A 23,213-nucleotide genomic window follows, 5' to 3' on the forward strand; every position below is an offset into this window, starting at 1 on the left:
TAAATGCATTTTTAAAAACGATTGGCGATATGATCATGGCGATATTAATAAAACATAGCAGCTACTTTAGTCTGGTCAAACATATTTTTGGGATCGAACGAATCGGAATTCATATACTTAAGTAATGATTTTTTCATCTGTTTTATTTCCAGTCGATTTGCCGACTCATGAAGCAGGTCAGCAGTTGAAATGATCAGTTTTCCAGCACCGACCTTGCCCTCCACAATTAATCCAAGCGACCTATTGCTAAACCAGTCATCTATTATACGGACTATAGGCTGTACATTTTCTTCAAGTTCATCCAATAACATCACGTTCGCATGAGAGACCAAACCCCACCATTGAAAATCTAAATGAGAATCCGTAGGGAATAATGAAAACGCAGGATGTTTTGGATCTACCATTATACCCATCACATGTGGGGGTAACTTTTTCGTCCATGACGTATTCCAGAAAATCGGCGAATACCCCATCACGATTTCACCACCTTTTTCAGGTTTGATGGTTCCTTTACGCGGCGAAAAAAGTACTTTTCCACCTTTCTCCAAGGCCAGATAAGCTTTGGCATCCAAGGTATCGGTTACGTAAACCTCTCCAGGATCAACTTCAGCTATATGTGGATATACCCAAATCTTCCATTGATTACTATACTGGCCAACCTTTACAGTCAACAATAAAGCCTCAGGTTCACTAATGTCAGCCAGATCATACTGAATGTTGCCAAGCATGGTTCCATTACCCAAAGGTATGGTTCTCCGCTCCAATACGCCACGACCAATCAAACTACCGTCATCTTTAGTGATTTCCCATACTGGTATAATATCCTTTATTTCTTCCCGGCCAAAATGGGCAATTTCTACAGTGGCATTCAAAACCTCGATGTTCTCGTAAACCATTTTCGGAAGCCTCACCAATGGTACTGTCCCGCCAGAGAAAGATTTAAATTCGTCAGGAGAAATATATCCCTTTTCTTCCCAAAATGCGTCAAGTACACCAACTAATGCTGTCCCTTGCCCTGGAAAATCACTCAGCCCCAACAGTTGGAACCCAGCGAACCCCGGCGTTCGTAAGGCTGCTTCGATATCGGCTTTGTAGGTCAGTGCCTGGTGTCTTCCACTTGCCATCAAAAAGTCATCTGCGAGATCCCCCAATTTATTGTCTTGTAGTGTTTCCTGAAATACTTCAAAATTACGCGCCTTCAAAACACCATCGTACTTACGGATTTCCTTGAAATTGGGATAGGCACACCATTGCCCCACTTCATGAGAAATATACGGCATTTTGTACTTGCCGATAATTTTAGCCCAATCGAAATCTGTCGATGGCGGATTTGCGTTGTTCTGACTTTCCAAACCATCCCCCCATACATATAAGCGCGGATACATCGCATCATAGAATTCATTGGCTTTTATATCTGGCCATCCTGCCCCCGCTGTATACAGATGCCTATTATCATATTTCTTCAAATAGTCGGTCAAACGACCAAGAAATTCACCTTGGCGATCACCGTCAGGTTCATTACCATAGGTATACAAAATAAAAGAAGGATGATTGCCATAAGTATCTAAAATTTGCTCTGATTCTTGATAGATCCATTTATCAAATCCATTTCCTTCCCCTACGACTGTCCATCCACCACCTTCTACCTGCAAATATATGCCCAATTCATCCGCTGCCTCAAAGGCTACTTTTGGCGGACACCAAGAATGAAATCGAACATGATTCAGACCATGATCCTTAACAATTTGAAAAATACGTTTCCACTCCCCGATAGCCGTCGGAGGATAGCCCGTTTTGGGAAACACGGCACAGTCTAATGTCCCGCGGAGAAAAGTCAAACGATCATTGATCTCAAATTGTGTCCCTTTAATCGATAACTTCCTCATTCCAAAAGTCGTAGCATAGGATTTTTTGTCTTTTCCGTCACCTGTACTTATCGTTAGATTATACAAAAAAGGTGTAAACTCGTCCCATTTATAGAAAGTTTCTCCCATCGGATAAATCAGTTCCAATCGGCCTTTTCCAATAGGAACAGGATATTTTTTATGTATTGGCTTGACCTGATGAACTTTCGGCGCTAATTTGGAAGAAGCATTTAGCGTAAAGTTTATATTCTTTTGCGTTTCAGTTCTGTTGTTAGTCTCCAGAACCACCCTGATCTGCTTGTTGTCGACATCTGGATAGACAGCAATATGCTCGATCGAAACTACCGGAACAGCGCTCAAAGCCATTTGGCCGATAATACCATTCCAATTCGTTTGCGTATGGTCAGAAACACTGTGCGCATTTGCACCCACATCAATATCTTTAATTCGGTTATCTACCCGAATTGTAATCCGATGTGTACCTGATTTTAGCTGCCCGATAGCATAGTCATGGGCAGTAGCCAAAGAATTTCGCATGCCTATTTTCTTTCCATCAATCCAAACGGTAGTTTCCCAATGTGGTCTTTCCAAAGTAAGTAGCATCTGCTCCGTGCTCATAGACTGAGTGATCGTGAATTTGCGACTATACCATGCCGAACCAACAAAACTTCTATTAGGTTGCAGCCAAAAAATTGTCTTATAATTATCCGCTGTACGAAATTTGGCATAACGCTCGGATTTGAACCAGGTAGAATCCACGATGGCTCCAGTCCATTTGGTATGTGCGCCTATCAGATAGCCCTGATTGTTAGAAGCTAAAGATCCCGGCAAGGTTAATGACTCCTTAAAATCACTCATCTGCCAATTGTTTTTCTCCCCTTCGTCTTCCGGATCCAGCCTAAATTGCCAATGGCCCCTTAAGTCAATTTCCTGTGCATAAATAGGGCACAGACAAAAACTAAACATGACAAAAAACAATATTCTATTCATTGGGATTCTGTTTTATTTGTGTATAAGATTCGGTAGATAGAGGATTAACCGGTTATAACCAATAACAGTGAAAACCGACAATCCTCAACAGTTTACAATTGTAGCTTTACGTGACATCATTAACAAAAAAACAAATATTTACTCAACTAGGCATGTAGAAAACTATTAAAACCATGTAAAAAACAACACGCTGAAAACAAAACGAGGTGTCCATTTTTTTTGGACACCTCTATTTTTCTTTGACTGTATCAATCTCCTTCGATTACTTTTCAAATATTCGATTCTAAGCGGATTTACTGATACATTTTTATAGCCTCTTTTTAGATCTATTTTTTTGCACGGGCATACCCAGTTAGGCTATCTTCCTCAACGTCCTCTTTGGACCACTGCCCGTTTAAAGATTTAAGTCACCTTCCTTGCCAATATCTTCCGTATTTCCTGTTATCGCAGCTTTCAGCATTTGAAAAAGATTGACAATCATATTCGAATTCGAATCCCAATAATGAGCATCTCTGGGACTTACCTGCAATAATCTGATGTTAGGATCTTCTTTCCCTTTTTCAAACCAGCCTTCCATCATTTTGTTCCAGTAGCGATCTATTCTATCCTGATCTCTAGATAAGCTAGCCGTACCGTTAATACTTAAGAAAGTATAATTTTTAGGATCAGCATAAAAAACCGAAACTTTTGGATCGTTCTCAATATTCTTATATGTCTCGCTCTCCGCAGAGCAGATATACCAGATATTGCCTTCATTGTCTACCTCCTGCCTACTCATCGGGACACCATGTGGGTACGGTGATTCTTGACTAAAAGAACAAATTGTACCAATGTCGATCTGATCAACGATCGACTTTAACTTATCAAATGCTTCTTGGTCGTGCATATTTTTCTCTGCCATAATCTATTGTTTACTAACTAAACAACTGTTCTTTTCAAATAGTTCAATTGAGTTTACTTTTTGGCTGGCTTCCTTACAAGCATGCAATGGGTACGGTTATAACGACAATTTCACTGTATTCTTAAGTATTGTTTAAGTCGTTTGCAGACATGATAGCGCTAAATCTTATCAAGTGCCAGCATAAGCGCTTTGAGATCCTGCTTCATAAGTGTAATACTAGATTCCAATTGATCATACATATCTGCGCGGTTCTCCAGTTCATCCGTAGAGTACTTCCCTCCTTCACCAAAGAAGAGCGGTACGGACGACTTCTTCGGATCTAGATTGATCTGCCCTAGATTGGTCCATTTTTCTACGATCTGCTCTCTTAAAGATTTATCTTGGCCGATAGACGCATTTTTATATTTCAAATAATACCAGACCAAGGGAGGAAAGATCGCCGAAGTCTCTACGTTATCCCACACGTCCTTTAAGGCATTTCGTTTGTGATGAAACTCAACAGACTCCTTATTAAAAATCATCATCAAGCCCAGGCCCGCCTCACCAATACCCGCCGTAATCCCGATGGTATTGCTTACACCTTCATTTTTAACCACTCCACCGGCAAGAATAGCACCAAGTGCCCCCACCACAATGGCTCCTTTGGTCAATTTGGACTCACGGTCCCCCTGCCTGCCTTTGAGGTAATTGGCTACCTGACTTACCCTTTCTTCCTCACAGTCCATCTCCGAAGAAACTGCAGAAATCTCGATTGAAGCAGCATTTATCCGATGGTCAATATCCTGCTTGATCTCCAGGATACGAAGCCGGGCCTCCACACTGGTACTATCTCTCCGAGTCCGCAGCTGCATATACTTATCGATCAGATCCAATATCCCTATGGCATTCGCCATGTTAAGCGTGTTGTGATCAAATTTTTCCGTCAGACGTTTTGACAGTTGCTGTTGGTACAGGGCCACAGGAAGCTGATCAGCGGTATAACTATATAGGTTCCGTTGATTGCAGTTGCTGTTATAAAGTGCATCCCGTATACCGGGATCTTTGATGGTCCGACAGGAGGTCATCAAAACCACTCCGATCATCAACATCCAACAGATATGTTTATTGCCAATAGCCGGAACGACAAAACGCCTCCGATAAAGTACCTTGCCCATATATTTAAGTTATCTTGGTGTAAAATTAGCCTCGCTTACTTTTCCAGTACCAGACTAATCCCTGTAATCTAATTTATGAAAAAATATATTCGTCTTGACATAAATTCAACCCTTTGTTCAGGATAATATGGATAAATTTGTATGTACTAAAAGTATCGAGATGATTGAAAGAATAGCAACTTATTGGGATGGAAGAAGTGCTTCATGGCGCAAGGAACGAGATGATGCCTGGTCGCGCCCCGAAACCGAACGATGGCTTGATTTTTTTAAGTCAATCCGGCACCAGACAGCTGGAAACAGCGTACTCGAAGTCGGTACCGCAACAGGATATTTTGCGAATATCCTGACACTCGCCGGTTTTGAGGTGACAGCCATTGATCTTTCACCGCAGATGATTGAAGCGGCAGTGCTTGTGAGCGAGGAACTAAAGCTAAATGTAAATTATAGCGTCATGGATGCGCAGTCCCTGCAATTCGAGGACGACACCTTTGATCTGGTGTTCACACGTCTAATGACCTGGACTATCCCCGATCTGGAAAAATGCTACCGCGAGATGCAACGCGTGCTCAAGCCCGGAGGTAAGTTAATCAACCTGGATGCAGATTTTGGAAAAACCGTTTTTAGCACAGACAGACATGACGAATGCCCATCTGGTGCAATTGAAGAGGTGAATGCCATCAAATCGGCACTGGAAATCAGCCAGCACGAACGTCCAGCCAAAGATATCGACATATTGCAAACAATCGGATTCGGTTCCATTGAAGTTGACATCTATGCCCAAAACCGTATTCTAGGGCTTCCATTGACAACCGAAGGGCTTTTTATGCTCGAAGCAACAAAAAAATAACTATCTAATAATCGAAGGTATTCAAGAATAAAGAACCCTCAGTTTTGAACAACTGAGGGTTCTTATTTATTTTCCAAACCGAGTTGATTAAAATTTATAGCTAACACTTCCGACCACGTTCAATAATCGTTGTGCATTAGCAGTTGTATAACCGATCCAGTAAAGCGTATTGGTCAGGTTGTCCGCTTTCAACCCGACTCTGAATTTTCTGGCGTCGTAGAATGCGTTGGTGTTCCTCCTCCTTGGCGAAGCCTTAAAAGAACTATTATCAGATCTATGACAACAGGATATAGGTTTTCAGAGTTGTTAAGCTGGCAAGTGTTGCATCGCGAAACGGTTTGATAAATTTTGCTGCAGTCACTTACCATTGGTCCATTTTTTAAAACATTGTCGTTTTATATATCATAATGTTACCTTTGTAGAGGATAAGACATTCATGAGTAAGGATCGCGACATACTAGAAATACAATTGTGGGAGGCGCTACGAAGTGGAGAACAAGCTGCTTTACAGCAGTTATATATGTCCTATTACAAAGGCCTGTTGCAATATGGACTGCGGTATACAGACGATCGGGATACCTTAAAGGACAGCATCAACAATACCTTTCTTTATTTCTGGGAAAAACGCGAAAGTATAGGCAACGCCAACCATGTTGGCAACTATATCTTCAAAAGTTACCAGCGACAATTAGTCAAGGACCTCAACAACACAAACAAATTTGAAACGCTCCTCGAAAACAATGAAGATACCAATACCGTTGATGTAGAAGAGTTTCAGTTCATTATCCGACAGGAAGAAAATACACGCGTTAATATCCTTAAAAATGCGATTCTCCAATTACCCAAACGGCAACGTGAGCTCGTTCTGCTTCGTTATTACGAGGGACTCAGTTACGATGAAATTACCCTAAGGACAAACCTGAGCAAACGTGCTGTCTACAATCAGATCCATAGCGCCATCAATACATTAAAAAAAGACACTAGTCTGCAAAATCTCAAACAGATTCTCCCCCTATTAATCTTATTTTAGTTTTTTTTAAAAAAATAATAAGCAGACACACAGTATTTTAGGTATTCAGCTAAAAAAATAACTGGTAAAAACCAAACTCGATACGCTCTATCTATATAAACGACTAATTTTTAGACCATGAGTGCATACCAGTCTGTTCAGGATTTTATATTGGATGAATCTTTCTTTCGCTATGCGGTAAGACAAGATCCATCGGAAATCTTGAAATGGGAAAGTTATATTAAACAACATCCCGAGCAGCAGGAACTTATACAGCAAGCTAAGCAAGAATTGCTGGCGATGCAAGATGCACTGTATATGATTGATGCCGAGCAAAACTATGTCCGGCTTGTATCTCATTTGGATCCCCCCGTCAAAAACATACCACTAAAGAAAAAATGGACCTATTATGCAGCGGCGGCTATTGTCTTTCTGTGTTTGATCACGTCCCTATATGTCTTCCAATATCATTTCAACCAGTCGCAGACGATTGCTTACCTAACCCAACCAGCTGAAAAGAAAACAATTAAACTCGCTGATGGTACACTGGTCAAATTAAACGCAGCAAGTAAATTGGAGATCGCTGATGGATTTGGTAAAACAAACCGCGCGGTCAAACTTGTTGGTGAAGCGTATATGGAAGTTGCTAAAAACAAAGCATTACCCTTTACCGTAACGACTCAAGCGCTGCAAGTCCGGGTATTGGGAACAACGATCAATGTCAGAGCATATGCCAACGAGGAACTTACTGCTGCCTCACTGATTGAGGGCAGTGCGGAGGTTATTTTGAAGAGCAGATCCCAAGCGCCTATCCGTCTAAAACCAAAAGACAAAGTTGTTGCTCCCCTAGCAGAAGCAAAGCCTAGTTCCGAAAACAATACAGCAGACATCGAAACAAAATCCGATTACAAATTGGAAACCGTTACACAGTATGATGCTGAGCAACGATTGGCCGAAACCTCTTGGGCCGACCAGAAACTTGTCTTTGTTAACGAACCGCTATCTTCAATTGCTAAAACATTAGAACGTTGGTATAATATCACTATTGAATTCCAAAATTCGGACATCAGTTCCCGAAAATATACAGCGGCATTCGATGACCGCGAAGAACTACAGAATGTGCTCCAGAGCCTACGGAGCAGCATCCCTTTCAACTATCGGAAGATCGGGCCACGTAGCATCAGAATTTACCTAACTAATCCATAAAATAAAACTTATGAAAGATACAGTTACCTAACCAACAGAGAATAAAAAAGGAGCATGCCAGGCATACTCCCAAAATCGTTAATTAACACAACAGGCTATGACTGCGAATCCTAGGCGCTGTTGTCAATTGTTTACATTAACCTTGCAAACTTATGAAAAATAACGCAATTCGCGTTAAGGGGAGATATTACCCTAAACTTTTTAATACGATCATTCTCGTGAAACTGACCATCATCCTAACCCTGCTGTTCCACCTGACTGCGATAGGTAATTCTTTGGCTCAAAATGAACGTGCTACCTTACATCTCACATCGGTAAAGCTGAGCACGGTTTTAAAAGAAATTGAAAGCCAGACCAAGTATCGCTTTGTTTACGGTGACGATCTCGTCGAAGGTCTGGGCGCAGCATTTGCTGTGCACGCCCAAAATCAACCTGTCAAAGATATCCTCGATGAACTATTGACGAATACTGACCTCAGTTTTCGGATGCATCGGGAATACCTTATCATTCTTTCAAAGGAAGAAAAACAGGCACTAGCGACCCAGTCGAATATTCGAGGGCTCGTTCAGGATAGCCAAGGCCGACCATTGCCTGGTGTTACGGTGAATGTGTTAGGGGAAAACAACAACACTGTATTAACCGATCAAAACGGAATTTTTCGGATCCGAGCGTCCGTTGGACAAGTACTCCGGATTTCGTATGTCGGGCATGTTTCACAAAATATCAAACTTACGACAAAACATAGCATAGAAGGAATCAAGGTACAGCTCGAAACTGGGGTAAATACCTTGGAGGAAACCGTCGTGGTTGGATATGGTAGTGTCAAACGGAAAGATCTGACCGGATCGGTTGTCTCTGTTGACGTGAAGGAGATCAGGGATGTGCCTTTTACCAGTATTGATCAGGCCCTGACAGGAAAGGCTGCCGGTGTGCAAGTCATACAGGCTGATGGCTCGCCAGGCGGGGTTGCCAAAATCCGTATTCGAGGCGGTACCTCGCTTATGGGCGGTAATGATCCCCTTTATATTATTGATGGGGTTCAGATGACCGTACAAAATCGTTATGTGAGCAATTCAGCCGAGGTGGTCAATCCGGTAGATCGCTTTGGATCTGACGACCCAAACAGTGCTGTATCGGGCTCATTTGCACGCGGACTCAATAGTCTGGCCGGACTGAACATCAGCGACATCGAAACAATAGATGTATTGAAAGATGCATCTGCCACAGCAATTTATGGATCTCGGGCTGCCAATGGTGTTGTCATTATTACCACCAAACGTGGAAAACGTGAACAAAAACCAACTTTGGAGGCCAATTATTATCATGGTATTAGCAAGCAACGACCGATCAACCTACTTAATCGTGACCAATATATCATGATTATGCAAGAGGCTAATCGCAACCTCCTCGATGCGCGCAAAGCTGCGGGAGAAACACTCACACCTGAGGAACTTGTCGATTTTGACAACCGGATCAACAACCCTAATTTTTATGGTCCTGCGAATACTGACTGGCTAAATCTAGTCACCCGGACTGGAAAATCCGACAACGCTGATCTCTCTGTTAGGGGGGGGGGTAATGCTTCGCAGTATTTTATTTCTTTAGGATATACCGGTAATCAAGGCGTTGTATTAGGCACCGACTTTCAACGTTTGTCGGGACGGATTAACCTAGACAACGAGATCACTAGTAAGCTACGCACACAAGCCACATTTGGTTATGGCTATACCATCAATAATATCACCAATGGTCTTTATACGCAGGCACTCTTTGCCCCTCCGACTTTTGCAGCTTATAATGCGGATGGTTCCATTGCTAAATATACAGGAGAATCCCTAGGTGGATATGATTATCAGGGCTATCAAAATCCAATTGTACTCCTTGACGGAATCAACAGAGCAGCCAGCCACTCCCTCCTGGGATCAGTGGCAGCCGATTATAAAATTTTACCGGAACTTATTTTTCGAAGCACTGCATCAGTCAACTATAACAGTACGAACCAACGCAATTACGTGACCGGTGATGCCTTAATCGCCGCATCAAACGGTGTGGGGACTTCCAGTCTAGGGACTGGATCGCAGTCGCAAAACCAGTTGACAGACCTGTTTTTTGAAAATACATTGACCTGGGACAAAGTTTTCAATGCGCAGCACCGATTCAATATTGTTGGTGGTACTTCTTGGCAGAAAACTCGTTCTCAACTTTTTGGTGTTACCGCACAGGGTTATCCTGATGACAAGTATTTGAACAACCTTTCATCAGCTAGCTTGGTGACAGCGGCCGTTGGCACCAGTGGCCAGAACTCCCTACTGAGTTTTTATACACGTGCGCGTTATGCCTGGAAAGACCGTTATATTGTCACCTTTACAGGTCGTTCGGATGCTTCCTCCAAATTCCCAAAAGTCAACCGTACCGGATTTTTCCCTTCTGGGGGCGTGGCTTGGCGCATCTCCGACGAACCCTTTATGAAGGGCCTAAAATGGGTAGATGACCTCAAATTACGGGCAAGCACAGGTTACACAGGTACCCAAAATATTGGCGATAACATGTTCTACACCTTATACAGCCCATATGCATACGGCGGTAAAAGTGCCATGGTACCTACACAACTCGGCAATGAAGCGATCCGTTGGGAATCTACTCTGCAGAAAGACGCAGGCTTGGATATCAGTTTATTTAACTCCAGGTTTGGTGCCAGTATAGAAATTTACGAAAAAGCGACTTCTGGTATTTTGTTTACACGAGCAGTTGCTGGTAGTTCTTCCTACCGTAGTGTCATTGCCAATCTGGCCAATATTCGCAACCGGGGTCTGGAAATCGCCGTACGTGGTACCTTTCTAGAAAAGAAGAACTTATCTTGGAATGGTGCTTTTAATATCTCGTTCAACCGCTCCCTAGTAACCAATGTGAACCGCGACTTTACCAATCCAAATGACATCACAGACTATAACCTCGGTAATGCAATCGTCCGAGAAGGTGAGCCGCTCGGACTGATTTATGGTAAGGTATTCACGGGTCTATTACAAACACAGGAACAGGTGGATGCCTATAAGGAAAAAAATCAGTATTGGATGTATTTTGACCCTTATTTGGGAATAGGTGATCCAAGCTATAAAATTCCAGAAGGTGAATTTTTCCCTGAAAATGAAATCATTGGACGTGCAGAACCTAAGTTTTACGGTGGTTACACCAATAGTATATCCTATAAAGGACTCAGTCTGACAACCTTATTTACTTTTAGCTATGGAAACGACATTCTGTACCAAGGTGATATCCAGAATAACAATGTGAGTAACAGATCAAACAAGACAACAGAAATTTTAGGTCGATGGACACCGGAGAATCCTACATCTACACGGCCAAGACTTCTTTATGGACAAAATGGAACTGCTTACACAAATAGCTCAGCAGTATATGACGGATCATTTTTACGCCTTAAATCATTGACCTTAACCTACGTCCTCCCTGCGGGATTACGTAAACGGATCGGTATTCCTCAAGCCTCGGTATTCGGTTCAGCGACCAATATTCTGACATGGACAAGCTATCCTGGTGTGGATCCAGAGGTCAGCAACGACCCCTATAGCCTAGTCAACGGCGCAAGTGACCCAGGCACATTCCCTGCTGTTAAACAATTTATTCTAGGACTACGTTTTTCACTTTAATGACGAGAATATGAAAAGAAAACTCATCTATATACTATTTGGATTAACCGCTATAACGAGCAGTGTGAGTCTAACTTCCTGCGAAAGCCAACTCGGTGCCCTACCTGAAAATGCAAAGGTCGATGGCAATACTGTATTGGATGCGCCAACAGCTCGCATCGCACTGAATGGCGTATATTTTCGCTTTGCGAACGTGTCTCAAGACAATGGCATCACCCAATGGACCAACAATGAGCGACTTCCCGCCCAGTTGACCGGATACATGATGTATGGATATGGTACCGGCGCCGGGGCACCAGAAGATAACCAAATGCTCAGTTCGTCCGATATCTACTGGTCCTATAGCTACGGTATTATCAATGCCGCAAATTCGTTGATCGGCGGTATGGATAAATTACCCCAAGGTCGTATTCCAACCGCGGAACGTGAGCCTATCGAAGCTGAAGCACGATTTCTAAGGGCCTATGGGAATTTCAAATTATTAACCTTCTATGGACAATGGTTTGATTACTCCAGTCCTTATGGCGTATTATTACGCTATGAGGCTGTCACAATCGGCAATATCCCTAAGGCTCGCTCCTCAGTAGCAGAAAGTTATACTTCGATCCTACAGGATCTGGATTACGCCATTTTGCACTGTCCCGCTCAGCATGAAAAATATTATGCCACCCTGTGGGCAGCAAGAGCTTTGAAGGCCCGCGTACTGATGTGTCGTGGCCAGGCAGGTGATTATGCTGAAGTCATCAAGCTATCCGATGCGATCATCAACGATAGTCCTTACCGACTTGAGCCACTCGCAAAAGATATCTTCCGGACCAAAGGAGCCAGTAGCACAGAAGTCATGCTCAGTATAGCTCCGCAGCCCAACCAACCTGCCTATGCCTACAGCCGTAGCCGACAGTTTTATCCTGGTGCATCATCCCTATATTGCGCAACGCAGGGTCTACGCGATCTCCTGACAGCTGATCCAAGACAGGATTGGATGGTCGGTAGTTTTCGTAAAAACTACGCCAACTATTTTTTCACAAAGTATATCGCTGAAGGTACAGTCCCAACAGTCGTTTCGGAAACGTATTATGCGATCCGCCTGACTGAAGTACATTTATTGAAAGCTGAGGCTTTGCTGCGCAATAATGGATCTATCACTGAGGCCAAAGCGATCCTCAAAGAAATAGGCTCACACAATGGCTTATCCGATTTTTCCAAACTTGATGCACTGACGAGTCGTGAAGAAATGTTAAAGTACAACTACCAGGAAACGTCCAAGAGCCTTGTAGCAGAAGATGGACAGGAATGGTTATGTCTGCTGCGTTTGCCATTAGCTACCGTGACGTCCATCCGTCCTAAATTAACCAATATCCAGCAATATATATTGCCAGTACCAAAAAGTGAATTTGCAGATAATTCCAAATTTGGCGAGCAAAACCCGGGTTATAATATTGATCTGTAAGATAAAAGACTTTGATAAAAAATTTAAAAGATAACAATATGAACTGCAAAAACTATATACTTAGTGCTTTACTACTCACAACAACACTAGGTGCCCTGGCACAAAAGGCAAAAGTTTCCGGTCTGATCAAAGGTATTGGCGACGCTCAAGTGGCTATTGGTTACCTAAAAGATGGCAAGATGAAAACAGATACGGTTAAGATCCAGAAAGATAAATTTGTTTGGGAGGCAGATATGCCCGAACCCCAAAAGATCTATCTGATGTTCCCATCGCGTTACGCCGAACTCTTCCTCGAAGCGGGCAATATCAGCATCACTGGCCAGGCCGATTCATTACACTTATTAAAAGCCAAGGGCAGCAAAATACAAGCTGAGGCCGAACGTTACCAAGCGACCTTAAAAGACCTGGAACAACAATCCAACCCACTTTATCAGCAATGGGGAAAAGGTACGGAAGCAGAACAATTAAAACTCGAACAACAACTGGATGCAATCAGTACCGAACGTCGGGCTCGAGCAGCAGCCTATATCAGCGTACATCCAAATAGTGCCTTTAGCCTGAGTCTGGTCTCTGACCGATCGGCTATGGGAAGCTACGAGGAGGTGAAACCTCTTTACGATGTACTCGACAAAACCGTACTTGCTATGGCGACAGGTAAACAGCTTACCGAACGTCTGGAAGTACTCAAACGTAGTGCTCTGGGAGCCACAATTTTGGATTTCACACAAAATGACCCCGAAGGCAAACCGATCAGTTTCAGCAGCTTCAAAGGAAAATATGTATTGGTCGACTTTTGGGCAAGCTGGTGTGGCCCCTGCCGTGCCGAAAACCCCAATGTCCTTAAAGCTTATAACAAATACAAGGACAATAATTTTACTGTTATTGGGATTTCTTTGGATGACAACGCCGAAAAATGGAAAAAAGCCATCAAAGATGACGGTATGCCCTGGTCGCAAGTATCTTCATTAAAAGGCTTCGAAAATGAAGTATCCACCTATTATGGTATTCAGGGCATACCAAGTTCGTTACTGGTAGATCCCAATGGAAAAATCATTGCCCGTAACCTACGTGGCGCATCCCTACAACAAAAGCTGAACGAGATTTTTAAAACACAATAAGATGAAATACACCTTACTATCCCTTGTAGCCCTGCTACTTATGCAGGGTTGCAAAAATTCACAAACGGACGGAAAATACACATTACATGGACAAATCAAAGGCATTACCTCAGGGACAATCAAATTACAACGTCTCGATGATGTTACCAGACAGTCGATTACTATCGATAGCACAGCGCTACAAAACGGCAAGTTCCAGCTAACAGGCTCCATTGATCGGCCAGAGATGATGTCTATCAAGATCGAACCTGGCAACTGGTCGGCCACCCTGTTTATCGAATCGGGTGAACTTCAATTCCAGGCAGATACGAGTGGATCTACCCATTATGATTATACCGCTTATGGTGATAGTAAAGGCGCCATCTTACGCAATTTCAGTTTGAGCGGTTCCGAAAACCAGGACATGTTTGATGCATTTGAAAACCATCCCAAAAGCCTTGCCGCCAAAAAGATGTTTGAACAGCTCAACAAGAAATACGAGGCCGCAGGCAAAACTGAAGAAAAAGAGGCCATCCGTGCAGAAATGGAAGCTTTTGGAGATAAACACAAAATCTGGGAACTTCACTGGATCGATAGCATCACTCAGCAGCATCCATCACTCGTAGCAGGAGCCTACCTCTTGCAGCGCTATCAGCTCTTTAATGAATCCATGCCGGTTACGGAACTCGACAAACGTCTTCAAGTGTTTCAATCTCCCGCAAAAGAATCCAAATACATCAAAGATCTTCAAAGCAAAGTGGCCGTAAAAAAAGCGCTGTTGCCCGGTAATCAAGCGCCAGATTTCAAAGCTTTAAAACGTGACAGTAGCAATTTCCAGCTTTCCTCACTACGTGGCAAGTATGTCCTTCTCGATTTCTGGGCCAGTTGGTGCGTACCGTGTCGCCAAGCCATCCCCCATTGGAAGGAAGCCTACAAAACATACCATGATAAGGGCTTAGAAATCGTTGGCGTCACCAATGACAGCCGCTGGCCAGACTGGTTCAAAGCACTCGATCAGGAAAAAATGCCATGGATCCAAGTAGCCGATGATTTCCCTATCAAGAATAGTCCGGCGAGGATCGCAACCCTGTACGACATTCCGAGCTTGCCGACGTATGTTTTATTGGACAAAGAAGGAAAAATTATTATTCATACCACCTCTAAAGAAGAAATGGATGCCCAATTAAAAGCAGCATTCAGCACCTTATAGCTCATACGAGCATATAGACAACAGCAATATGAAAAAGAGCACATTATCATTCCTGTTTTTAGCCCTGGCCAGTCAGGCTTTTGCGCAAAAAACAAATACCGTACTGACAGGCAAGCTAGACAATCTGCCTAAGGACCAATGGATTTATCTTTCCGGATTCGGAAACGGACAGAAGGACTCAGTGCAACAGACTGAAAAAGGCTTTCGGTTTGATCTGGATATCCCTGAAGGTGAAGGTGATTTTTACATTTTTCAGGTAGGCAAAATGAAAGCTTCGGGAGAGATGAACGGCGCCTTTATATTCTTAGAAAAAGGCAAGCTTAATATTAGCAGCAAAACCCCAATGCTCAAAGATGCAAAATATAGTGGCGGCAAACTCGCAGATTATTACAACCTATTCGAGCAACGCTCCAAAGTAACGGGGTTGGATGCCTTATATGATCAGTTTGGTGAAGCCCGCAAGAACAAGGACCAAGATAAAATCGCCACATTACGAAAAGAGATAGACCACAAAAATGCTGAGCAGGCCACGCTGGACAAGAGCTTTGTATTAAAACATAAAAACAGTCCCGCAATCGTATATCCGATGTTTTTTACTCTGCGCAATGGTGACGATCTTGCTTCACTGGATGAGCTGTTACAACAGGCTAGTCCACAAGCTAGAAATAATGCCCCGATCAAAGCTATCGAACATAGCATCAAAACCGATAAACTGACTGGTATTGGCCGCACAGCACTGCCTTTCACACAAGCCGATACCTTAGGAAACAAAGTTTCTCTAGCTGATTTCAAGGGTAAATATGTCCTAGTTGATTTCTGGGCCAGCTGGTGTGTACCCTGCCGTATGGAAAATCCCAATGTAGTCAGTGCCTTCCAGCAATACAAAAACAAAAACTTCACCGTATTGGGTATTTCATTCGACTACCCCGGACAGCAAAAACGTTGGTTGGATGCAATTCATAGTGATCATCTAAACTGGCCCCAACTTTCTGACCTCAAAGGCTGGAAAAATGAAGTCGGCGTGCTTTATGATATCAAATCCATCCCCTCTAACCTTCTGATTGATCCGAATGGTGTGATCATCGCCAAAAATCTTCGCGGAGAGCATTTGGACAAGAAATTAGCAGAGCTCCTGGGGGCGCCCGCCATGGACAAAAATACCCTCGTCATTAAGGGAGAAATCGAAAATCCAGCAAAAGCATCTTGGTTCCATATACATTATACCGATGCTACAGGGAAGAAAGTTGTTGACAGTACCCAGATTTTCAATGGTGTATTCAGTTATCTTGGCAAAATACAAGGCCCCACACACGCCACAGGCTATTTTAGCGATGGAAAAAGCGGCGCGCCACAGTCCTACGAACAATACCTGCAGTTTTATATTGAACCAGGTGTTTTACAGATCAGCGGTGATGCTAGTTCTCCACAGGAGATAGTCCTATCTGGTTTAAAAACTCAGGATGAATTCAATAGCTACAACAGCTTGATTAAAGCCGAAATCGTTGCCTTAAAACCACTCAACGCGTCGTACAATAATAAAAACAACGAATACATCGCCTTGAAAAAACAAGGAGCTTCGGAGGAAGTTCTCAACGCTAAACTTGATGAACTTGAAAAAATCAAAGAAGACATGTCCCCTATGCAGCAAGCAATACGCGACAAACAGTTTTCCTATATCAAACAGCATCCTAATTCAGTTATTTCCGCGGCACAACTTCGCTTTTTCGTTAGCAGTATAGACCTAGCAGAACTTCAAAGCATTTACGAGCAGATGGGACCTGAAATCAGAAACTCAGCCAATGGTCAGGAACTGGCGGAGGAAATTACGAAATTAAAATCAGGTTCACCGGGAAGCACAGCCACGGATTTCGCAGGAATAGATATCAACGGTAAGCCACTTAAACTATCCGAATACCGTGGTAAGTATGTGTTACTGGATTTTTGGGCGAGCTGGTGTGTGCCTTGTCGTAAGGGCAACCCGCACCTCTTGCAACTCTACAGCAAATACAAAAAGAAAGGCTTTGAAATTATCGGTGTCTCAGATGACGATTCTAATCCCAAAGCTTGGAAAAAAGCGGTCGATCAAGACAAGATTGGTGTATGGAAGCATGTCTTACGAGGCTTAAAGACAAGTCCTCAAGGTGATTTTGATAAATCAGAAGACCGCTCAGAAGCCTATGGCATCCATACATTGCCAACCAAGATCCTCATTGATCCGAATGGTGTTATCGTGGGTCGTTACGGTGGTGGTGGTAGTGATGACGATCTAGACGCTAAACTGAAGACTGTCTTCAAATTTTAAAAAAAAGAGCCGTATCGGATAGTTAAGGCTTGATACGGCTCCTTTTTGAGTTTAAATTTCCAAAACACAATTAATGCCCTTCGATATCAAATAACAATACCAAAATCTAGTTCTCATGGATTCGATAATTGTATGACAGTTTTAGTCTTCCCAATCTGCATATAAATAGGCCAACTATCACTTTTCGAATGCGTGTTCTACACTAGTCAAATAAAGTAATACATCATTTTTGATCTCATTCTCATCTTCGCTTTCGTCACTGTGAGTATGCCGTTCGTCAAATAAACAGAAAAGCAAATCCGTGGGATGGTTTTATCATATCTTGAAGCCCAAAACCATCGTGACCAGAACTATTAATGATCTGGCCTATTTCTCCTTCAATGATGGCTATCAAATCTCCTGTTTTTTTATTATTTTTACCACTATCGAAACCCAATTTACTAGTATGAAAAGGAGGTATGCATTATTATACATTTCGTTGATTATTTTGTGCTGCCTTAAGCCATTGCCAAAATCCATTGCCGCTACGGTACAAAGCGCAGCTGTGCCAGCTGATTCAGTGAAAGACAATTATGTATCGCGGATGCAGGATTTTTTCAGCAAGTCCGCCAAGCAGAGTGTCATCGACTTCGAACAGGATCGTGCATCAGTAAGGCGAAATCAGGTTTTCGAACAGATAAAAACGATATCACGACATGCCGGATCTTTTCTAAAAAAAGGATTTGATACCGCAGCAGTCCGTACAGAATTAAAGGAAATTATTCGGTGGCATCAGCTGTCAAAAGATGGCGTATTCAACAACCAGGGATCTGCCCATTCTTCCAGAAATTTAACAACCACTTTTAATATTCTAAATACCCTCACAACCGAAGTATCAACCTACAAAAAACGGGTAGACAATTATCAGGACCAATTGATCAATTACCGTTTACAAATAGACTCAATCACAACAGATAAATCCCTCTTTGTCGTTTCGGAAGATTCCGTACAACTGAGTCAATACTTGGGCAGGTTACACGTTTTATCAAAAGAGATATCGCCAGTGAGCAAGCAGCTTACAAAAAATATCAGTATTATCCAGACACTCCAGAATGAACTGAATCTCGAACTGATGGCTTTGGAAAATGATACGGAGGAAATACGCTACTATCAACAACAGATTGCCGAAAAAACCTTCGATAAGGAGTTTGCACCACTCTGGGAAGAGAGCGTTTACAATAGGCCGATACAAGAGATTCTCCATTTGTCTGTTATCAAGGCGAAGCTTGCACTCATCTACTATTTAAAGGGCAACTGGGCGAGGCTTCTGTTTTTAATCGCTGCAGTGATAATGGCTGTTTATTATCTATTTTCATTGAAAAATAGTTTAAAAAATCAGGGACAGATGCTAGCGGAATCAGCCATGCTCTTAGCGCAACCTCTCATTTCAGGAACGGTCATTGCGCTGAGTGTTGTACAGTTTCTGTTTGTCAATCCACCTTTTGTATTTTCAACAATCTTTATCATTACCCAGGCGATACTCATTAGCATTATACTTCGTAAACATATTTCCAGTTACTGGATGACAATCTGGCTCGGCTTATTGGGTTTATATATTTTAGCTGTCCTAGATAATATGGTTCTACAAGCCTCACGATCGGAACGATGGTGTATGATACTTATTGCATTATCGACTCTTTTACTCGGTTTGTTTTCGTTAATAAACAGATCTCGTCATGCGGAACTCCGGGAGCACTGGATCCTGTTTCCGATCGGATTGATGACAGTAATGGAACTGTTATCACTTGGACTTAACCTCGCCGGTAGTTTTAATATTGCCAAAGTACTACTGATTGCGGGCCTATTGAATGTAGTGGTGACAATTATCTTTCTATGGGTCTTACGTCTGGTTAATGAGGGACTTACTTATGCCTCCTCAATCTATAAAAAGCAAGAGAGAAAGCTCTTTTATATCAACTACGACCGTGTTGGCAAACGGGCACCTTTATTTTTCTACCTGATCCTTATTTTAGGCTGGTTTGTGCTATTTGGGCGCAATTTTTACGAATTCAGGTTGTTGTCAGAACCTATACACGATTTCTTTTACAACACGCACAAGTTGGGCAGCTACAGTTTCACGGTCATCAACATTGTGGTTTTTGTCCTGATCATGGCTTGTGCAACCATACTTTCCAAGATTGTCTCTTTTTTTGCTTCCGGTCCACAGCCTCACCACAACGAACGTGAGGGATCACAATTTCATATTGGAAGCTGGTTACTGCTGATTCGTATTACAATTATTTTCACGGGCTTTTTTCTTGCTTTTGCTGCCGCAGGTATTCCTATTCAGCAGATTACCCTGATCATTGGAGCATTAGGTGTAGGTATAGGTTTTGGTCTACAGACACTTGTCAATAATCTGGTCAGTGGTTTAATTATCGCCTTTGAAAAACCCGTCAATGTAGATGATATGATAGAGGTTGGTGGGCAATCCGGTCGTGTCAAATCCATCGGATTTCGGAGTAGTGTTATCATGACCACAGAGGGGGCAAACCTAATTATACCCAATGGAGACCTACTTGGTTCGCGCGTCACCAACTGGAGCCAGGGAACAGCCCGCAAACGCCTGAGCAGCCATATAGAAGTCAAATATGGGACCGATTTAGAAAAAGTAAAAAGTTTGCTCTTAGCAATTACAGAAAAGAATGAGCAGATTCTTAGCTTCCCAGCACCTATTGTACAGTTCGCATCTGTCTCCGCACAATCTGTTGCACTAGACCTCTTTTTCTGGGTCAAGACAAACAAAGATACAGGTCAGATTAAAAGTGATGTCATGGTAACCATCAACAATATATTTCGACAAGAAAATATTGCACTGGCTTTGCCGGCCCAAGAGCTGATCGTAAACAAGCAACAGCCAAACGACCAGATTGATTAATTTCAACAGGCGATGTGTATGTACGCTTCCGTACAAAAAACGTCCGACATCGAACAGTTTAGAATCTTAAATAAAAAATAAAACACTAAATATCAGTAAATTAAAAAATTGGCAGACGAATTGGTGGAAATAACTTAAACTGATCAATATGCTTAAAAATTATCTCAAAATAGCCTTTCGTAATCTTCAGAAGAATAAAGGGTTTACAGCAATCAATATTGTGGGTTTAGCTATCGGAATGGCGGCAGCAATCTTGATCATGCTTTGGGTAAGAAGTGAATTTACCTATGATAGGTTTTATTCAAAAACTGATCAGATATATGCTGTAGGAATAAAAGATGTTTGGGGTGGTGAGACCGTAAAACATTTTTATACCCCCAAACCCATGGCTGCTGCCTTAAAAACTGATTTTCCGGAAATAAACAATGTAGCCAGGGTCAATAAGGGGACCGGTTTTTTATTAACACGAGGAGAAATTAAATTATCAAAAGAACAGGGCGTTTTTGTTGACAGTACTTTCCTGAAAATATTTGACTATAAAGTCCTAGCTGGAAATCCGGTTGAAGCGCTGAAAAAACCTAATCAGATTGTTCTGACCAAATCAATCGCAGATCGATTATTTGGTCAGACCGACCCGCTGAACCAAGCCATCAAATTGGACAGTACACAGATTTCCACTGTATCTGCAATCATTGAAGACATACCCGACAATTCCTTTATGAAGGGGACGACTTATCTTGTTCCATGGACATTGATGGAAAAAATAGGGTATTCAGATGATTACTGGGGAAATAATTCCATTCAGACCTATATTGAATTGGATCAAAATGTTAACATTGATCAGTTTCAGAAAAATATAAAAGGTTTCTTACAAAAACATACTGAAAATAAAGCCGAGAATTTTATTGAGCCTATTGCGGATCAATGGCTTTACAGTAATTACACCGAAATGGGTAAGCCGACATCCGGTAGAATCGGAATGGTGCGATCCTTTATCGCTATTGCCTGCTTTATATTGATAATCGCCTGTATCAATTTTATGAATTTAAGTACAGCACAAAGTGAAAAAAGAGCGAAAGAAGTTGGCGTAAGAAAAGTAGTGGGTGCAAATAAAGGTCTATTGATTTATCAGTTCTTAATCGAATCCATTCTCATTGCCTGTATCGCGGGTATATTAGCGCTGCTGATAACGATGCTGGCACTGCCCTACTTTGGTCATTTAATTTCAAGAACATTGGCTATGCCCTATACAGATATCCCTTTTTGGTCTGTTTTTATAGTCTTTGTCCTCTTTACTGGCATTCTTTCAGGCAGTTATCCTGCCTTTTATCTATCCTCTTTTATACCGGTAAAAGTATTAAAAGGCAAGTTGTTGCACGCCCAGCGGAATTTCAATCCCAGGAAAGTACTGGTCATTGTCCAGTTTTGTATTGCCATTATCCTCATCGTTACAACAATAGCCATTCAAAAACAAATAAAACATGCTCAGAATAGAGAAATTGGCTATAACAAAGATAAATTGATCAATATTATAGATCAGGGAAAGATCGGTAAAAACAAATTGCTGATAAAAAATGCTTTAATTTCCTCCGGTATTGCTTCAAATGTTTCACGAACTTCATCCCCCTTAACAGAAAACTGGAGCAACAACTCCATGAACTGGGATGGTAAACCAAAAGATAACAACACGATGTTTACACGATTTGGAGTAGACGATAATTTAGTCAATACGGCTGGATTGAAATTGATCGCCGGACGCGACTTTGACCTGACCACATTTCCTACGGATTCTTCCGCCATGATAATTAACGAATCGGCTGCCAAGGTATTTAATTTTGATGATCCGATCGGAAAGACAATAGTTGATGGAAGGGATTGGCATATCATCGGTGTCATCAAAGATTTTGTTCAAGAATCACCATTTAATCCCGTCACACCGCTGGTTATCCAAGGAGCTTTTGCAGGCACTACAATAACCAATATTCGACTCAATGACCATATTGAAACACAGGATGCATTGGCTCGAATTGAGAAAATATTTAAGGAATATAACCCCGAATACCCCTTCGAGTACGCTTTTGTTGATGCGAATTATGCAAAAAAATTTAAAGATTTCAATCAATTAGGTAATCTTTCCAGCCTTTTTGCACTACTGACAATTTTTATCTCATGCCTGGGATTATACGGTTTGACAGCATATATGGCGGAGACCAGAACCAAAGAGATCGGAGTCCGGAAAGTTCTTGGCGCGTCTATCATTTCGATCACAAAGATGCTTTCGCAAGAATTTCTTCTCATGGTGTTGTTATCATGCCTTATAGCATTTCCGATCGCCTATTATATTTCCGACGACATGCTCAGTTCTTATACCTATCGCATTCAGATTACCTGGGACATTTTTCTGATTGCAGGATCAGGTACCTTCGTACTCACCCTGTTAACTGTCAGCTATCAATCGATCAAAGCTGCCATGGTCAATCCAGTGAAGAGCCTGAAGGACGAATAGCAGAGTTGACATCACCGTTTTTACTTTCGTCACCGCGAGTATACCGTTCGTCAAAGACTTTTCTGTATCGCCGCTGGCCTTCGTTTTTTTGTAC

Annotated in this window: 13 protein-coding genes; 10 read left to right on the forward strand and 3 right to left on the reverse strand. The window is 42.2% G+C overall.

Annotated elements, in window-relative coordinates; genetic code table 11:
• Positions 1 to 44: 44 nt before the first annotated feature.
• The 3 genes from OGI71_RS12000 to OGI71_RS12010 all read right to left on the reverse strand — a co-directional run bounded on the left by OGI71_RS12000 (position 45) and on the right by OGI71_RS12010 (position 4,910).
• Positions 45 to 2,855 carry a sugar-binding domain-containing protein gene (locus OGI71_RS12000; RefSeq protein ID WP_282255697.1) on the reverse strand — a complete coding sequence of 937 codons (2,811 nt, stop codon included), beginning with the start codon at positions 2,853 to 2,855 and terminating at the stop codon, positions 45 to 47.
• A gap of 394 nt (positions 2,856 to 3,249) precedes the next feature.
• Positions 3,250 to 3,756, reverse strand: a complete 507-nt coding sequence (locus OGI71_RS12005) for a pyridoxamine 5'-phosphate oxidase family protein (protein ID WP_282255698.1) — start codon at positions 3,754 to 3,756, stop codon at positions 3,250 to 3,252.
• A 158-nt stretch (positions 3,757 to 3,914) separates the two neighbouring features.
• Positions 3,915 to 4,910, reverse strand: coding sequence for a hypothetical protein (locus tag OGI71_RS12010; protein ID WP_282255699.1), 996 nt, complete (start codon positions 4,908 to 4,910; stop codon positions 3,915 to 3,917).
• Positions 4,911 to 5,070: 160 nt separating this feature from the next.
• Between OGI71_RS12010 and OGI71_RS12015 the strand changes: the two genes are divergently transcribed.
• The 10 genes from OGI71_RS12015 to OGI71_RS12060 all read left to right on the forward strand — a co-directional run bounded on the left by OGI71_RS12015 (position 5,071) and on the right by OGI71_RS12060 (position 23,119).
• A complete protein-coding gene (locus OGI71_RS12015; protein WP_282255700.1) occupies positions 5,071 to 5,757 on the forward strand; it encodes a class I SAM-dependent methyltransferase in 687 nt (228 codons plus the stop codon).
• 436 nt (positions 5,758 to 6,193) lie between these two features.
• Positions 6,194 to 6,787, forward strand: coding sequence for a sigma-70 family RNA polymerase sigma factor (locus OGI71_RS12020; RefSeq protein WP_282255701.1), 594 nt, complete (start codon positions 6,194 to 6,196; stop codon positions 6,785 to 6,787).
• Between the two features lie 117 nt (positions 6,788 to 6,904).
• The gene (locus OGI71_RS12025; RefSeq protein WP_282255702.1) at positions 6,905 to 7,972 is read left to right on the forward strand and encodes a FecR domain-containing protein; all 1,068 of its coding nucleotides are present in this window, start codon (positions 6,905 to 6,907) and stop codon (positions 7,970 to 7,972) included.
• Between the two features lie 152 nt (positions 7,973 to 8,124).
• Positions 8,125 to 11,637, forward strand: a complete 3,513-nt coding sequence (locus OGI71_RS12030; protein ID WP_282255703.1) for a TonB-dependent receptor — start codon at positions 8,125 to 8,127, stop codon at positions 11,635 to 11,637.
• 10 nt (positions 11,638 to 11,647) lie between these two features.
• Positions 11,648 to 13,087 carry a RagB/SusD family nutrient uptake outer membrane protein gene (locus OGI71_RS12035; RefSeq protein WP_282255704.1) on the forward strand — a complete coding sequence of 480 codons (1,440 nt, stop codon included), beginning with the start codon at positions 11,648 to 11,650 and terminating at the stop codon, positions 13,085 to 13,087.
• 38 nt (positions 13,088 to 13,125) lie between these two features.
• Positions 13,126 to 14,205, forward strand: a complete 1,080-nt coding sequence (locus OGI71_RS12040) for a thioredoxin-like domain-containing protein (protein WP_282255705.1) — start codon at positions 13,126 to 13,128, stop codon at positions 14,203 to 14,205.
• Positions 14,206 to 14,245: 40 nt separating this feature from the next.
• Positions 14,246 to 15,394, forward strand: coding sequence for a TlpA disulfide reductase family protein (locus tag OGI71_RS12045; protein ID WP_282255706.1), 1,149 nt, complete (start codon positions 14,246 to 14,248; stop codon positions 15,392 to 15,394).
• A gap of 28 nt (positions 15,395 to 15,422) precedes the next feature.
• Positions 15,423 to 17,696, forward strand: coding sequence for a redoxin domain-containing protein (locus tag OGI71_RS12050; protein ID WP_282255707.1), 2,274 nt, complete (start codon positions 15,423 to 15,425; stop codon positions 17,694 to 17,696).
• Between the two features lie 445 nt (positions 17,697 to 18,141).
• Positions 18,142 to 20,613 (forward strand): mechanosensitive ion channel domain-containing protein, encoded by a 2,472-nt coding sequence (locus OGI71_RS12055; protein ID WP_282255709.1) that lies wholly within the window; start codon positions 18,142 to 18,144, stop codon positions 20,611 to 20,613.
• Positions 20,614 to 20,761: 148 nt separating this feature from the next.
• Entirely contained in the window at positions 20,762 to 23,119 is a 2,358-nt protein-coding gene (locus tag OGI71_RS12060; protein WP_282255710.1) for an ABC transporter permease, read from the forward strand.
• Positions 23,120 to 23,213: the final 94 nt, after the last annotated feature.

Origin of the sequence: Sphingobacterium sp. ML3W, assembly GCF_029542085.1 — a bacterium.
In the GTDB taxonomy this organism is placed as follows: Bacteria; Bacteroidota; Bacteroidia; order Sphingobacteriales; family Sphingobacteriaceae; genus Sphingobacterium.